The 14,830-nt window shown below is 68.0% G+C and carries 11 protein-coding genes; 3 read left to right on the plus strand and 8 right to left on the minus strand.

What is annotated here, in order from left to right:
* Nucleotides 1-20: 20 nt before the first annotated feature.
* The 4 genes from NJD74_RS05740 to NJD74_RS05755 form a co-directional block, all read right to left on the minus strand.
* Entirely contained in the window at nt 21-356 is a 336-nt protein-coding gene (locus tag NJD74_RS05740; RefSeq protein WP_319623824.1) for a DUF3325 domain-containing protein, read from the minus strand.
* Nucleotides 353-1,969 (minus strand): PepSY-associated TM helix domain-containing protein, encoded by a 1,617-nt coding sequence (locus NJD74_RS05745; protein WP_319623825.1) that lies wholly within the window; start codon nt 1,967-1,969, stop codon nt 353-355. Before NJD74_RS05745 ends, NJD74_RS05740 begins: the two co-directional genes overlap by 4 nt.
* Nucleotides 1,966-2,325 carry a DUF3649 domain-containing protein gene (locus NJD74_RS05750; RefSeq protein WP_319623826.1) on the minus strand — a complete coding sequence of 120 codons (360 nt, stop codon included), beginning with the start codon at nt 2,323-2,325 and terminating at the stop codon, nt 1,966-1,968. Before NJD74_RS05750 ends, NJD74_RS05745 begins: the two co-directional genes overlap by 4 nt.
* Nucleotides 2,326-2,408: 83 nt before the next feature.
* Nucleotides 2,409-4,640, minus strand: coding sequence for a TonB-dependent siderophore receptor (locus NJD74_RS05755; RefSeq protein WP_319623827.1), 2,232 nt, complete (start codon nt 4,638-4,640; stop codon nt 2,409-2,411).
* A 389-nt stretch (nt 4,641-5,029) separates the two neighbouring features.
* Between NJD74_RS05755 and NJD74_RS05760 the strand changes: the two genes are divergently transcribed.
* Both NJD74_RS05760 and NJD74_RS05765 read left to right on the plus strand, forming a co-directional pair.
* Nucleotides 5,030-7,390 (plus strand): TonB-dependent receptor, encoded by a 2,361-nt coding sequence (locus NJD74_RS05760; RefSeq protein ID WP_319623828.1) that lies wholly within the window; start codon nt 5,030-5,032, stop codon nt 7,388-7,390.
* On the plus strand, nt 7,390-8,685 hold the full coding sequence (locus NJD74_RS05765; RefSeq protein ID WP_319623829.1) for an aminotransferase class V-fold PLP-dependent enzyme: 1,296 nt from the start codon (nt 7,390-7,392) through the stop codon (nt 8,683-8,685). The genes NJD74_RS05760 and NJD74_RS05765 overlap by 1 nt, the downstream gene beginning before the upstream one ends.
* 60 nt (nt 8,686-8,745) lie before the next feature.
* On the opposite strand, the gene NJD74_RS05770 is transcribed toward NJD74_RS05765, so the two are convergent.
* The 3 genes from NJD74_RS05770 to NJD74_RS05780 form a co-directional block, all read right to left on the minus strand.
* Complete coding sequence (locus NJD74_RS05770; protein ID WP_319623830.1) at nt 8,746-10,038, minus strand: DUF445 family protein; 1,293 nt, start codon at nt 10,036-10,038, stop codon at nt 8,746-8,748.
* A gap of 113 nt (nt 10,039-10,151) precedes the next feature.
* Nucleotides 10,152-11,027, minus strand: a complete 876-nt coding sequence (locus NJD74_RS05775) for a plasmid replication/partition related protein (RefSeq protein ID WP_102789214.1) — start codon at nt 11,025-11,027, stop codon at nt 10,152-10,154.
* Between the two features lie 79 nt (nt 11,028-11,106).
* Entirely contained in the window at nt 11,107-12,459 is a 1,353-nt protein-coding gene (locus NJD74_RS05780; protein ID WP_319623831.1) for an aspartate aminotransferase family protein, read from the minus strand.
* Between the two features lie 114 nt (nt 12,460-12,573).
* Here NJD74_RS05780 and NJD74_RS05785 point away from each other — a divergent pair, with 114 nt between their 5' ends.
* Complete coding sequence (locus NJD74_RS05785; RefSeq protein ID WP_102789216.1) at nt 12,574-14,076, plus strand: aldehyde dehydrogenase; 1,503 nt, start codon at nt 12,574-12,576, stop codon at nt 14,074-14,076.
* 6 nt (nt 14,077-14,082) lie between these two features.
* Here the strand turns inward: NJD74_RS05785 and NJD74_RS05790 are convergent, their stop codons facing one another.
* On the minus strand, nt 14,083-14,709 hold the full coding sequence (locus NJD74_RS05790) for a hypothetical protein (RefSeq protein ID WP_070471793.1): 627 nt from the start codon (nt 14,707-14,709) through the stop codon (nt 14,083-14,085).
* Between the last annotated feature and the right edge of the window lie 121 nt (nt 14,710-14,830).

Consider the following 14,830-nt stretch of genomic DNA (forward strand, 5'->3'; position numbering starts at 1 on the left):
CGCCATGCGTGGCTGCTCCCTCAACGCCCGACCAGCGCCACCGCCAGCCCCACCACCGGCAACGCCCATGCCAATGGCGCGATCCAGCGCGTGCGATACGGGTACAGCCCGAACGCGATCAGCAACCCGCTGATCGTCAGCGCGCCCAGCCACAGCACCGGGCCGATCGCCCAGCCGTGATCCAGCACGCACAATGCGAAGGCGACGGTCAGCAACGTCCAGCCCACCCAGCGCCACACCCGCATGCGCGATGCGCTGGCGCCGGCTTTGCCGTGCAGATCCAGCTGGTGTTTGTCCATGGCCAGCGACAGCGCCGTGAACGCCGAAAAGCTCAGCGTGATCGCGAGCAGCATCATGCCGTGGCCCCCGCAGCAGCGGCCTGCTGGCGACGCTTCTTCTCGGCGGCGCTCAACGGTGGCTGCCAACGCTGCATGCGATGGCCGCAGTAGGCCAGCATCGCGCCGAAGGCGAGCATGGTCAGATCGAAGCCGGCCAGCACCCAGTCACCGGTACGCAGGGTCACGCCCAGATGCGCGTGCGTGGTCAATGCGTTGACCACCGGGATCAGGGCGAACAGCGCGCCGCCCAGATACAGCTGCCAGGTCCACATCATCCGCTTGGGCCAGATGAAACCGGCCAGCAATGCGGCGGCCCAGGCGTAGAAGAACGCATTGACCTCGGCCGCGGAGCGCTCGGCCATCTGCACCGGCAGCAGGCGGTTGGCCAGGAAGTAGGTGGCGAAGGCAATCGGCAGGCCGGCCACTGCGCCGATGTTCAGCGCGTCGACCAGGCGCAGGCCGAAGCCGGTCTTGCCGGACTTGGCGTGCTTGGGACGTTCCTTGACCGCCCACAGCACCACGCCGCTGGCGACCATCAGGCAGCCGATCAGGCCCGAGAGGAAGAACAGGGCACGCAGGCCCCAATCGGCGAAGCGCGCCAGGTGCAGCCCGTACATCACGCCGCGGGTCTGGGTCGCACCACCGGAGGCCGGGCTGGCCTCGAGCAGTTGCCCGGTGATGGCGTTGAAGCGCAGCGACGGGGTATCCACCGACAGGCGCTTTCCATCGCGCTGGGTGATATCCACGATCGCATTCGCTGCGCCCGGGTGGTACAGGGTGAAGCCGGCGACATCGGCCCCCTTCCATTCGGCGCGGGCGCTGTCCAGCAGCTGCTGGATCGGCAGCGGCGTGGCGCGTCCTTCGGCGGGGGTCTCGATCTCGGCCAGGCGCGCGAAAGCCTCGCTGAAGAACGCCTCCTCATCCTTGGGGTAGGCCACGCTCACGCCCCACGGCAGGTACATGAACATCAGGGTGACGATGCCGGTGTAGGTGATCATCGCGTGGTACGGCAGCGCCATCACTGCGCTGACGTTATGGAAATCCAGCCACGAACGCAGGCCCTTCTCCGGTCGGAAGGTGAAGAAGTCCTTGAAGATCTTCTTATGCGTGATCACGCCGGTGATGATCGCCACCAGCATGAACATCGCGCAGAAACCGACCAGGTAACGCGCCCAGTACACCGGGATGTAGTGCAGGTCGAAATGCAGGCGGTAGAAGAAGTCGCCACCGCGGGTTTCGCGTGCGGCTATTTCCTCGCCGGTGTTCGGATCCACGGTGGCATCGCCGAAACGGCCACCGCCGCGCCGGCGACGCTCGCCTTCCACCGGCGGCTTGACCATTGATTCGGGGTTGCGCCAGAACATGCGCATCGCCGGGTTGCGCGGGTCGGGCAGGGTGACGTTCCAGCTCTCGGCCTGTGGCGCCTTGTGCTGCAGGAAGGTCAGCGCACGCTCGGCGGCCACATCGGCGGTGACGCTGCTGCGCGGCAGCTCCGGGCGCATCCAGCGGCTGATTTCCTCACGGTAGTAGCTGGCCGTGCCGGCCATGAAAATCAGCAGCAGCAGCCAGCCGACCAGCAGGCCGGTCCAGGTGTGCAGCCACGCCATCGACTGGCGGAATCCGTTCTTCATGCGGCCCCCTGCAGCAGGCGGGTGCCCACCCAGAACAGCACGGTGGGCATCAGGATGCCGACCCAGGCGCGCAGGGCGGTGCGGGTAGCGAACGCCCACAGCGCCGCGCAGGCGCACAGCACGATCGCCACCATCATGCCGGTCAGCACGGCCTGCCCGCGCGCGATCGGCAGGGCGACCGCGAAGAACATCGAGCAGGTCGCGGCCAGCGCGTAGCCGCCGAAGATCGCGGCGAGCGAACGTGACAACACACCCAGCCAGGGGCGGGTGAAGAAGGAACCAAGACGGTTGAACCTGGCGCTGGCGTGCGGCGTGCTGTCCACGGAAACCTGCTGATCGATCGGGGAAACGGGCATCACCGGCCGCAGCCGGTGATGAAGGATAGTGGCCATCCGTGGCCGTGTTCACTGCGCGTCGCAGTGGTCCCTTGGAGCTGGTGTCAGAGCTTCCAGCGCAGGTTCAACATCACGTTGCGCGGTTCGCCCCAGTACACGCCGTTGTAGAAACCGACGTTGCTGAAGTACTTCTTGTCGAGCAGGTTGTTGACGTTGAGCTGCGCGGAGAAGTTGTCGTTGAAGCGGTAGCCGGCGAACACATTCACCAGGTAGAACGCGTCCTGGGTGATCAACGCCGATTCGGTACGGCCGCTGGTCGCGTAATCCGCGCGCGGCTTGGTGCTGGTCCGGTAGATCCGGCTCTGCCAGGTCACGCCACCGCCCAGCGACAGGCGGTTCCACTCACCGCTCGGGCGCCAGCTGGTGTTGAGGCGGAAGGTGTCCACCGGGTTGGTGGTGTTCTGCGCCACGCCGGCCTGGTTGCGGATGGTGGTGTGCGCGAAACCGGCCGAGAGGTTCCAGTTCGCGGTCAGGCTGCCCTGGGCTTCCAGTTCCCAGCCCTTGACCTTGTTGCCCTTGCCGGTGGAACGGTAGGCGCTGCTGCCATCGGGCAGCGAGGCGGCCGGCACCGAGTCATCGAGCTCGGCGACATTGTCCTTCTCGCCCTTGAACACCGCGGCGGAGGTGTTCAGGCGTCCACCGAAGAATTCACCCTTCAGGCCAGCCTCCCACATGTCGCCGACCACCGGCTCCAGGTAGTCGTTGTTCTTGTCGCGGTAGTCCTGCGGCTGGAAGATGTCGGTGTAGCTGGCGTAGGCGCTGAACTGCCTGCTGAAATCGTAGACCAGGCCGAAGTACGGGGTCAGCGAATCGTCCGGCTTGTAGCCGCCGCGGGTGGTGCCGGTACGGTTGCCGGCAGCATCGTGGGTGTAGCGCCAACTGCGGGTTTCCCAGCTGCCGTAGCGGGCGCCGAGCACGGCCAGCAACGGATCGGCCAGCTGCAGGCGGGCGGCCACGTAGGCGGCCTTCTGCGTCAGCTCGTTCTCCGAGGCCAGCCAGTCATGCCGGGTGAGCGGCAACGGGGCGACATCCCCGGTCCAGTGGCGCCAGTCCGGCACGACGTCATAGCCCGGCGGCTGCGTGAACGCCGAGGCAGGCGATTCGCCCTTGCGCACGGATTGGCCGACGCCAGCCACCAGCTCGTGCTCACGGCCGAACAGCTGGAACGGGCCGCTGGCGTTGAGGTCGAACACGTTCATTTCGCTGCGCTCGGCGAAATGCGAGAGATAGGCGCGCACCCCGGTGCCGTCCGGTGCCGGATACCCCTGGGCGCCATACCAGACGTCGCCATCGGTGTTGCGCTTGGCGCGGGTCGCGCTGGCCTTCAGCGACCAGCCGTTGCCGAGCTGCTGCTCCAGGCGCACGAAGGTGGTCTTCTCCACGATCGGCCAGCTGCTCCAGCGTGCCGAGAGGTTGGTCGAGCGGGGCAGGTTGGCCGGCTTGCCGTCCGGGCCCCAGTACGGCACCACGCCCCAGGTCACGCCCTTGGTTTCCGGCGACTGGTAGTCATAGCCGACTTCGAACAGGGTGCTGTCGGTCAGGTCGGCCTGCACGATGCCGTAGAACACGTCCTTGTCCAGACGGTACACATCGCGGAAGGAATCGCTCTGCTGCTTGGCGGCGACGAAGCGCGCACGCACGCGGCCATCCAGCGCGATCGGGCCGCCGATGTCCGCTTCCAGACGCTGGTTGCCCCAGCGGCCCAGGGTCAGCCTGGCGCTCATCGCCATCTCCTGGGTCGGTCGCTTGCGGACCATGTTGATCGTGCCCGACGGATCACCGGCGCCGGTGGTCAGGCCGGTGGCACCGCGGACCACTTCGATGCGCTCGTAGATCGCGCTGTCGGTGTTGGTCTTGAGCGAGCCACCAAACGTGTTGAGCATCCCGTCGATCTGGAAATTGGTGATGCTGTAGCCACGCGAGATGTAGTTGATGCGCTCCGAATCGGTGACCGACACATGCACGCCGGTGACCTGGCCCATCACATCGGACAGGGCGTACAGGCCCATGTCGTCCAGACGCTGGCGGGTCAGCACGGTGACCGACTGGGGGGTGTGGCGCAGCGACAGGTTCAACTTGGTGGCGGTGCTGGCCTGCTTGACCGTGTAGGAATTCGGGATCTCGCCATCGGCGGTCACCTTGACCGTGTCCAGCGTGGTTGCCTCATTCGGCCCGGCCTCGGCAAAGGCGGGCAGCGCCGGCCCGGCGAGGGCAGCAACAAGCGCGAGGGTCAACAACGATGGCCGGGACAACGGTGACGCGGACGAACGGGTCATGGCAACACTTCCAATGTGGGAAAACGGCCGCACGCGCAGTGACGCTGCCGGGGGCAGCAGGGCAGGCGAGGCAGCGGATCAGGAGGTGTACACGGGGCGTTGCGCAGGGAAGGCGTGAGGCATCCGGGCGCCGGTTGGCTAGGCGTACAGCCGATCAGTGAATGATAGTCATTATCATTTCGTTAGACAAGCGTCATGGCGGTGTCGAAACCAGGAAAACGCCGTGCGCGGGCGTATGTGCGGGGGCGGCAACGACGGTCGTCTGCGTGTCACTGCCGGGCAATATCGCGTCAACACACTGTGAGGATGTCGTGACAAGCCGTCACGGCGAACCCCCCACCTGTTCGTACGCGGAGTCGTCAGTGAATCGTTGTGTGCTTGCTGTAGCGGTGTCGTCCGTCCTTACCTTCGCCCTGGCCGCCGATGCGCGTGCCGAGGCCGCCCCGGCAGGGAATGCCGCGGCCCCCGCCACCCTGGACACGATGATCGTCACCGGCACGCGCGGCAGCAACCGCACGCAGTTCGACACGCTGGCCCCGGTGGACGTGTTCTCGCAGGAAGAAATCCAGGCGATCGAATCCTCCGACCTCAACGATGTGCTGGCCCAGCTGGTGCCGTCGTTCGTGGTCCAGCGCATGCCGATGAATGATGGCCTGGTGTTCGTGCGGCCGGCCACGCTGCGCGGCCTCTCGCCGGACCAGACCCTGGTGCTGGTCAATGGTCGCCGCTTCCACCGCTCGGCGCTGCTGGGCGCACGTGGCGCGCAGGGTCCGGACCTGGCCCAGATTCCGGTGCATGCGATCCAGCGCATTGAAGTGCTGCGCGACGGCGCGTCCGCGCAGTACGGCTCGGACGCGATCGCCGGTGTCATCAACATCATCCTGGATGACCGGGTCGGCGGCGAACTGTCGCTGGGGCTCTCCGAGTACAGCGAGGGCGATGGCCTGGGCCGCAAGATCGGGGGCCGCCACGGCTTCGCGCTGGGCGACAAGGGCAGCCTGTCGCTGTTCGCCGACTGGGACAAATCCGATGCCACCTCGCGCAGCCGCCAACGCGCCGATGCGATCGCCTTCCAGAACGCCCACCCCGATCTGGTGGTGCCCGACCCGGTGCAGCGCTGGGGACAGCCGGACCTGGAAAACCGCCACTTCGGCTTCAACCTCAACCTGGCCTTGAACGACAGCGTCGACCTGTACGGCTTCGGTTTGTACGGCCATGGCGAAGGTGTCAGCGACTTCAACTGGCGCAATCCCGACGGCACCGCCTCGGTCTACAACCGCAGCCGCGTATTCCCTGGCTGGGACGCACGCAGCCTGTATCCGACCGGCTTCAGCCCGAAGTACGGCAACGAGCAGGACGATCTGCAGGGCGTGCTCGGTCTGCGCGGTTACTGGGGCGAGCGCTGGCGCTGGGATGTGAGCGGCTCCTACGGGCGCAACCGCATCGACTACACGCTGGGCAACTCGATCAATGCCTCGCTCGGCCCGGACAGCCCCACCGCGTTCTACCTCGGCCGGCTCTCGCAGGAAGAGAAGAACCTCAACGCGGATATCGTCTACTCGCTGCCGGTCAGCGCGCTGGCGGCGCCGATCAACATCGCCTTCGGTGCGGAGACGCGCGAGGAAACCTACGGCGTGGATGCCGGTGATCCGGCGTCGTATGCGATCGGCCCGGGCGCGGTGACCGGCCTGGCCGGGGGCGCCAACGGTGCGCCGGGGTTCAGCGCGGCCAATGCCGGGCGCTGGAGCCAGCGCAGCCGCGCGGCCTACATCGATGTCGAAGCGCCGTTGACCGCCCGCTGGACCGTGGGCGCGGCGACCCGCTACGAACACTTCTCCGCGTTCGGTGAGAGCGTGGACGGCAAGCTCTCCAGCCGCTTCGAGTTCACCCCGGACCTGGCGCTGCGCGGCTCGGTCTCCACCGGCTTCCGTGCGCCCACCCCTGGCCAGCTCTACACCGAGAGCACCCAGCAGGGCCTGGACACCGTGACCTTGCAGGTGTTCACCACCGGCCGCCTGTCGCCCAGCGATCCGCTGGCGATCCAGCTGGGGGCCAAACCGCTCAAGCCGGAGCAATCACGTACCGCCTCGCTCGGTCTGACCTGGAAGAATGAGCTGGGCTTCTCCGGCTCGGTGGACCTGTACGACATCAAGGTCACCGATCGCTTCAGCCAGTCGGCCTCGTTCGCGGTGCCGGCCGGGGTACCCAACCCGCTGGCGTACACCTCGGTGAGCTTCTACACCAACGATTTCGATACCACCACGCGCGGTGTCGACGTGGTGGCCAGCCACACCACCGCACTCGGCGCGGGCCGCCTGAGCACCACGCTGGGCTACAACTACAACCAGACCCAGGTGGACAGTGGTGCCACCGGCGTGGCCACCAACGAAAGCCAGCGCCGCATCTTCGAAGAGCGCCTGCCGCGGCAGAAGGCCACGCTCAGCAGTACCTATGCGTGGGGCCGCTTCAGCGTGCTCGGCAAGCTGCGATACTACGGGGCATGGACAGACTCTTCGGGCAATGCCACCGGCGACATCTTCCAGCGCTTCGGGGCGATGAGCTTCGTCGATCTGGCGGTGAGCTGGAACGTCACCGAGCAGCAGACGCTGCGGATCGGCGCGGACAACCTCTTCAACCGCTACCCGGACGAGGCCAGCTTCCAGGCCAGCCGTGGCCTGATCTACTCGCGGAACGCGCCGTATGACACTGACGGCCGCAACCTCTACGCCGAATACCGGATCCGCTACTGATGGACCGGCAACGACGACATCTGCTGCGTGGCGCGCTGGCCCTGCCACTCGCCACGGCGCTGAACGGTGCGACCGCCATGGGCACTGAGCCGATGGCGCTGCCGGCGGTGGGCACACGCACGCCGGCCGAGCTGGCCGGTGATGAAGGCTGGTGGGACCAGGTCCGCGCACTGTATGACCTCACCGACGAGGTCGTGATGCTGGACAACGGCTACTGGGGCGCAATGGCGCGCCCGGTACTGCAGGCGTACCAGCAGGCTACCGCCACGGTGAATGCCGGCAACGCCTGGTTCGGGCGGCTGGCGTTTCCACCGCTGTTCGAACAGGCCCGCGTACGCCTGGCACAGGTGCTGGGCGTGGAGACCGACGAGATCGTGCTCACCCGTGGCGCCACCGAGGCGATGCAGGTACTGATCGGCAGCTACCGCGGGCTGTCGCCAGGCGATGCGGTGATGTATGCCGATACCGACTACGACAGCATGATCAGCGCGATGCAATGGCTGCAGGCGCGGCGCGGCGTGCAGCCGGTGGCGATCACGCTGCCCGAGCCGTTCGACCACGACAGCATCGTGGAGACCTACCGCCGCGCGCTGGCCGCCAACCCGCGCGTGCGCCTGCTGTTGCTGACCCACGTCAACCACCGCAACGGCATGCTGCTGCCAGTGGCCGAGATCGCCGCGCTGGCCAGGGCGGCCGGCGTGGAGGTGGTGCTCGACGCGGCGCATGGCATCGGCCAGGTGGATACGCCGCTGCGCGCGCTGGGGGTGGATTTCATCGGCATCAACCTGCACAAGTGGATCGGTGCGCCGGTCGGCGTCGGGGCGGTGTATGTCCGCCGCGGGCGTGTCCGCGATCTGGATCCGTACATGGGCGAGCAGGATCACGACGACATCCGCACCCGCGTGCACACCGGCACGGTCAATTTCGCGGCGTACATGGCGCTGCCGGTCGCACTGGACCTGCACGAGCGCATCGGTGTCGCCAACAAGCGTGCGCGCCTGCTGCGCCTGCGCGCTCAGTGGATGGACGCATTGCGCGGCGATGCGCGCATCCAGTTGCTGGGGTCGGACGACCCGCGCCTGTCCAGTGCGATCACCTCGTTCCGGTTGCGCGGGCAGACCACGATGCGCGAAAACACCGCCACCTCGCAGCGGATGGTGAAGCAGTCGGGGGTGTTCGTGGTGCCACGCGAAGGGCTCGCCTCCGGCGCCTGCCTGCGGGTGACGCCGGGCATCTTCAGCACGCCGGCGCAGATGGACGCGTTGGTGGCGGCGGTACGGGCGGTCGCTGGCTGAGCCATCCCACGACGCTGGCAGCGATCCTGCCAGCGTCGCCGGGCGCGCATGCTTCCGGTGTTACCAGTGGAACCAGACGGTCAGCGCGTGCAGGATCACGCCGATCAGGCCGCCCACCAGGGTGCCATTGAAACGGATGAACTGCAGGTCGCGGCCCACGCTCAATTCCAGCTGCTCGACCAGGTGGCGTTCGTCCCACCCTTTGACGGTCTGCGCGATGTGCTCGGTCACGCCGCTGCGCAGGCGCGTGGTCAGGCGTTCGGCACCGTCCATCAGGTGCTGGTTGAGTGCTTCGCGCAGCGACGGGTCGGCCTGCAGCGCCTCACCCACCGAGGCCAGGCTGCGGCGCAGATGGCCGGCCAGCGCGGAGTCCTCGCTGGCCAGGTCGGCACGCAGGCTGGCGTGGATCCGCGCCCACAGGCCCTGCACGTACTCCTGCACGGCCGGGTGGTCGATCACCTGCTGTTTGAGCTGCTCGACCTTCTCGGCCAGGGCCGGGTCCTCGCGCAGCCGCTGGATGTAGTCGCTCAGCCAGGTTTCGTAATCGCGCCGCAGCGGATGTTCGGGCTGGGCCAGGATCTGCTGCAGTTCTTCCAGCACCGCGTGCGCCAGGCGCTCGGCGAGGGTGTCACCGATCTCGTCGATCGGCTTGACCCAGTTGACCGTACTGGCCAGCTTGGGCCACTCGCGCTGGATGTAGCCCTCGATCAGGGTGGAGGCGCGGTCCTTGACCTTCTCGTTGCCCAGCCATTCGCTGATGCGGGTCAGGCCTTCATCCAGCACGCGCTGGTGGCGGTTGTCGGCCGTGAGCAGGCTTAGCAGTTCACCCGCCGTGGCGGCTGCGTTCCATTGCCGCAGCTGCTGGATCACAAAGCCCTGGATGCTGCGCCGGACCGCCGCTTCATCAAGGAAATCCAGCGCCTGCAGGGCCCAGCCGCGGGCCATGTCGGCCAGCATGCGCGCCCGCGCCGGCTCGGCCAGCCAGCTGCCCAGGCGGCTGGCCGGATCGAACACCTGCAGCCTCGCCAGCAGCGCCTGGGGTTCCAGGAACTGGTCGCGGACGAACAGCGCCAGGCTGTCGGCGATGCGGTCCTTGCTGCGCGGGATGATCGCGGTATGCGGGATCGGCAGGCCCAGCGGACGCCGGAACAGCGCGACCACCGCGAACCAGTCGGCCAGCGCGCCGACGGCAGCCGCTTCGCAGAAGGCCGAGACCCAGGCCCAGATGCCGCGTTCGCCGTGCCAATGGCTGACCGCGAAGCCGGCCAGCATCACCACCAGCATGGCCAGGGCGATCAGTTTGAGCCGTCGCAGCTGGGCACGGCGGGGGTCGGGAGGGGAGAGGGGCGTCATCCCGGCAGTCTAACGACCCCGGCATGAGCAACCGGTAGTGCCGGCCGCTGGCCGGCAACCAGGCTCCCCACCCGAAGGTCAATCGCGTTGCCGGCCAGCGGCCGGCACTACCCTCAGAGGTCCGCCACCTGCTTGCGCAGCGCGGCCAGCTGCAGGCGCAGGGTGTCGTTCTCCAGGGTCAGCGCGATGATGCGCTGGCGCAGCTCGGCCGGGCCTTCGCCCAGTGCGTTGAGCGCATCGGCGATCTCGGCGGCGCGGCTGGGGTCGGCTTCGGCGTCGCCATCGGCGCTGTGCAGCACCTCCTGGGCCGGCTTGCGCGGCTTGCGCTTGGACTCGCGCACACGCTTGGCGGCCTGCTTGAGCTCGTCCTTGCCGGCAGCGGCTGCGGCACGCTGTTCGTCTTCCGGCAGGTCGGCCACGGCGGCCGCGGCGCTGATCGAGATCACCCCGGTCTTGACCGCTTCCACCAGTTCCGGCGCGGCCTGCTTGTGGATGCGCTCGATCATCGTCACCTGGCTGCTGCTCAGGCGCGCTTCGCGGGCCATGTCCGCGCGGCTGACCTTCGGTGCGGCGGCCCACGGCGGGCTGTCTTCGTCAGCGGCCTCGGTCGGCCCGCTGATCTCGCCATCGCTTTCCTTCTGCAGCTGGGCCTGATCGGCGCGATGGCGCTCGGCCAGGATGTCGCGCTTGCGCAGCGCCAGCACGCCACGCTGGAAATCGGAGACGCTGCGGCGGCCCAGGTGCTGCTCGATCATCCACAGATGGACGTCGTCCATCGACTGGAATCGCGTGTTCTGGATCGTCTGGAACGGCAGGCCGTGCTTCTGGCAGATGCCGTAGCGGTTGTGGCCATCCACCAGCACCTCGCCCCACAGCACCAGCGCGTCGCGGCAGCCTTCGGCGAGGATGCTGCGCTCCAGGGCGTCGTGCTCGTCCGGGGTCAGCGGGTCGATATAGGCCTTGAGTTCTTCTTTGACGACAATGTCCATGCAATCCGGTACGCGAGCGAAACGTGACCGACCATTGTAAGGATCGCGGCGGCCGGCGTCGTCGCCGACGGATTCAGGCTCAGCCGGTGGCGCGGATCATCTCGCCCAGCACATCCACGATGCGGTCGATGTGGCTGCGCTCCAGGATCAGCGGGGGCGACAGCGCGATCACATCGCCGGTGCAGCGCACCAGCAACTGACCATCGCGGAAGGAGCGCTCGAATACCTCATAGCCGCGCGCGCCGGGGGCGTCCTTGCGCGGCATCAGCTCGACTGCGCCGATCAGCCCGAAGTTGCGGATGTCCACCACATGCGGCAGTCCGCGCAGGCTGTGCAGTCGCTCCTGCCAGTAATCACCCAGTTCCAGGGCGCGCTCGAACAGATGCTCCTCGGCGTAGGTATCCAATGCGGCCAGCGCAGCCGCACACGCCAGCTGGTGACCGGAATAGGTATAGCCGTGGAAAAATTCGATGGCGGCCGTCGGGCCCTGCATGAAGGCGCCGTGGATCGCATCGCTGGCCAGCACCGCGCCCATCGGCACCGCGCCGTTGGTCAGGCCCTTGGCCAGGGTGAGCAGGTCCGGGGTGACCCCGAAGCGCTGGGCGGCGAAGGCGTGGCCGACCCGGCCGAAACCGGTGATCACCTCGTCGAACACCAGCAGAATGCCGTGCTGGTCGCAGATCTCGCGCAGGCGCTGCAGATAGCCCGGCGCGGGCAGGATCACCCCGGCCGAACCGGCGATCGGCTCGACGAACACCGCGGCGATGGTGGAGGCATCGTGCAGCGCGATCAGGCGCTCCAGATCCTCGGCCAGTTCGGCCCCGTGGCGGGGCAGGCCAGGGCTGAAGGCATTGCGCTCCAGATCGAGCGTATGGCGCAGGAAATCGCTACCGGGCAACAACGGCCCGAACGTCTTGCGGTTGTTGGGCAGGCCACCGATAGACAGGCCGCCGAAGCCGACGCCGTGATACGCCTTCTCCCGCCCGATGAAGCGGGTGCGGTGACCCTCGCCGCGCAGGCGATGGTAGGCCAGCGCGATCTTCATCGCGGTATCCACCGCCTCGGAGCCGGAGTTGGTGAAGAACACATGGTTCAAGCTGGCCGGTGCCAGTGCGGCCAGCCGCTGCGCCAGCACGAACGGCAACGGCGAGCCCATCTGGAACGGTGGCGCGAAATCCAGCGTGGCGGCCTGCTGCTGGATCGCCTGGACGATCCGCGGCCGCGCATGCCCCGCGTTGCAGCACCACAGGCCGGCCGCGCCATCCAGGATCGGGCGGTCGTCGACGTCGTGGTAGTACATGCCCTCAGCGCGTACCAGCAGGCGCGGCGCAGCCTTGAACTGGCGGTTGGCGGTGAATGGCATCCAGTAGGCGTCCAGCTCTGCTGGCGCTTGTCCGGCCAGGGTGGACAACGACAACTCGGGACGAGGCATGGGGCACTCCGCAGGGTCGCGACGGTCACGACTTTATCGCACCCGCATCACGTCACTCCGTGATGGCCGCGGGTATAAGCGCGTTACCCGACTCACTGAACGAGGACGACGCCGATGACCGCCGCACGCACCCGTGAGGACTGGCAGCGCCAGGCCGATGCACTGACCTTCCAGGGCCAGGCCTTCATCGATGGGCGCTACGTGGACGCCGCCAGTGGCGCGCGCTATGACTGCATCAGCCCGATCGATGGCCGCGTGCTGGTGCAGGTAGCCGACGCCGATACGACAGACGTTGACCGTGCGGTCGCCGCGGCGCGTCGCAGTTTCGATGCGGGCGACTGGTCGCGGGCGGCACCCTCGCACCGCAAGCAGGTGCTGCTGCGGCTGGCCGATCTGGTCGAGCAGCACGCCGATGCGCTCGCGTTGCTGGAAACCCTGGACATGGGCAAGCCGGTCGGCGACGCACGCGAAGGCGATCTGGCCGGCGTCGTGCGGTGCCTGCGCTGGACCGCCGAGGCGGTGGACAAGGTATACGGCGAAGTCGCCCCTACAGCGCTCGACACGTTGGGCCTGATCACCCGCGAGCCGGTCGGCGTTGTCGCGGTGATCGTGCCGTGGAATTTCCCGCTGCTGATGGCGTCGTGGAAGATTGCCCCGGCGCTGGCGGCAGGCAATTCCGTGGTCCTCAAACCCTCCGAACGCTCGCCGTTGAGCGCGATCCGCCTGGCCGCACTGGTGGCCGAGGCCGGTGTGCCCGATGGCGTGTTCAACGTACTGCCTGGCCACGGCGAGCGCACCGGTGAGCCGCTGGCGCTGCACATGGACGTGGATGCGCTGGCCTTCACCGGTTCCACCGCGGTGGGCCGCCGGTTGCTGCAATGCGCGGGCAGATCGAATCTCAAGCGCACCTGGCTGGAGTGCGGTGGCAAGAGCCCGAACCTCGTGTTCGCCGATACGCCCGATCTGGACAAGGCCGCCCAGGCCGCCGCCACGGCGATCTTCTACAACCAGGGCGAGGTGTGCACCGCCGGCTCGCGCCTGCTGGTCCAGCGCTCGATCAAGGATGCCTTCGTGGCCCGGGTCCTGGCGCATGGGCGGCACATGCAGCCACAGCACCCGTTCGAGCCGGAGGCGGCGATGGGCGCGCTGGTCGACGACGCCCACGCCGGCCGCGTGCTGGACTACGTGGCGCGCGGCGAGGCCGAGGGCGCGCGCCTGCTGCTGGGTGGCAAGCGCTTGGAGGTGGTGCCGGGTGGCAGCTATGTCGAGCCGACCGTGTTCGATGAGGTCGATCCGCAGCACACGATCGCCCGCGAGGAAATCTTCGGGCCGGTCCTCTCGGTGCTCACCTTCGATCACGAGGCGGACGCGCTGCGCATGGCCAATGATTCGATCTACGGGCTGGCCGCTGGCGTATGGACGCGCGACCTGGGCCGCGCGCACCGGGTGGCACGCGGCCTGCGTGCCGGCAGCGTCTGGGTCAACCAGTGGGATGGCGGCGACATGACCGCCCCGTTCGGTGGCTACAAGCAGTCCGGCATCGGCCGCGACAAATCCCTGCACGCCTTCGACAAGTACACCGAACTCAAGGCGACCTGGATCCACCTGGGCGGCTGACCTCGCTCAGCAGTCCTGGCTGTGGCGGACCAGCGACTCGCGCAGCAGGTCGCGATCCCGTTCATCCACCGCGTTGCGCAGGTAGTCGATCTGCTGCCGCGTCAGGCGGCACTGGTCCACCGTGTAGCCGGGCGGCCAGGCACCGATCAGCTGGAAAATGCCCTGCACGATCTGCTCCGGCGACATTCCGGCGTTCATCCGGAAGCGCTCGCGCCGCGGTTGGAAGGCCGCGTGCACGTCACGGGCGCCCAGCACGCGCGGGGCCAGTGAGGCCGCTTCGATGCCGCTGCCGGTCAGCGACGATGGCACGCTCAGATCAAGCGGGGCGGTCACTTCCGGCAGAGCCGGCGCGGCGGCGGCTGCGGCGACCGGCACGACCACGGCCGGCGCAGGCAGGCGCTGCGATGCGGCGGCCTGCCGTGTGCGGGGCGTCGTGGCACTGGGCGGTGGCGAAACCGGTACCGGCAACGGGCGAGGCAGCCAGTACACCTGCAGGCGCTCATCCGGGAAGGCATCGCCCGGGCCGGGTGAGCGCAGCAGCACGCCCAGCATCAGCCCGTGTACGGCCATCACCACCGCGATGGCGCTGGTCTGGGTCCAGCGCGAGCGGGCACGCTTCCTTGAGCCTGACATCCGGAACCTTCCTGGCGGGTGACCGCGGTTAGACCCGGTGGTCGGATGGAAGTTCCCGGCCGGCACGCAGCCTGTGGACCCGGTCACTGGCTGACAGTCTCGTCTGCAACCATCGCGGCAG

Origin of the sequence: Stenotrophomonas sp. RG-453 (assembly GCF_033843685.1) — a bacterium.
GTDB classification, from domain to species: domain Bacteria; phylum Pseudomonadota; class Gammaproteobacteria; order Xanthomonadales; family Xanthomonadaceae; genus Stenotrophomonas; species Stenotrophomonas bentonitica_A.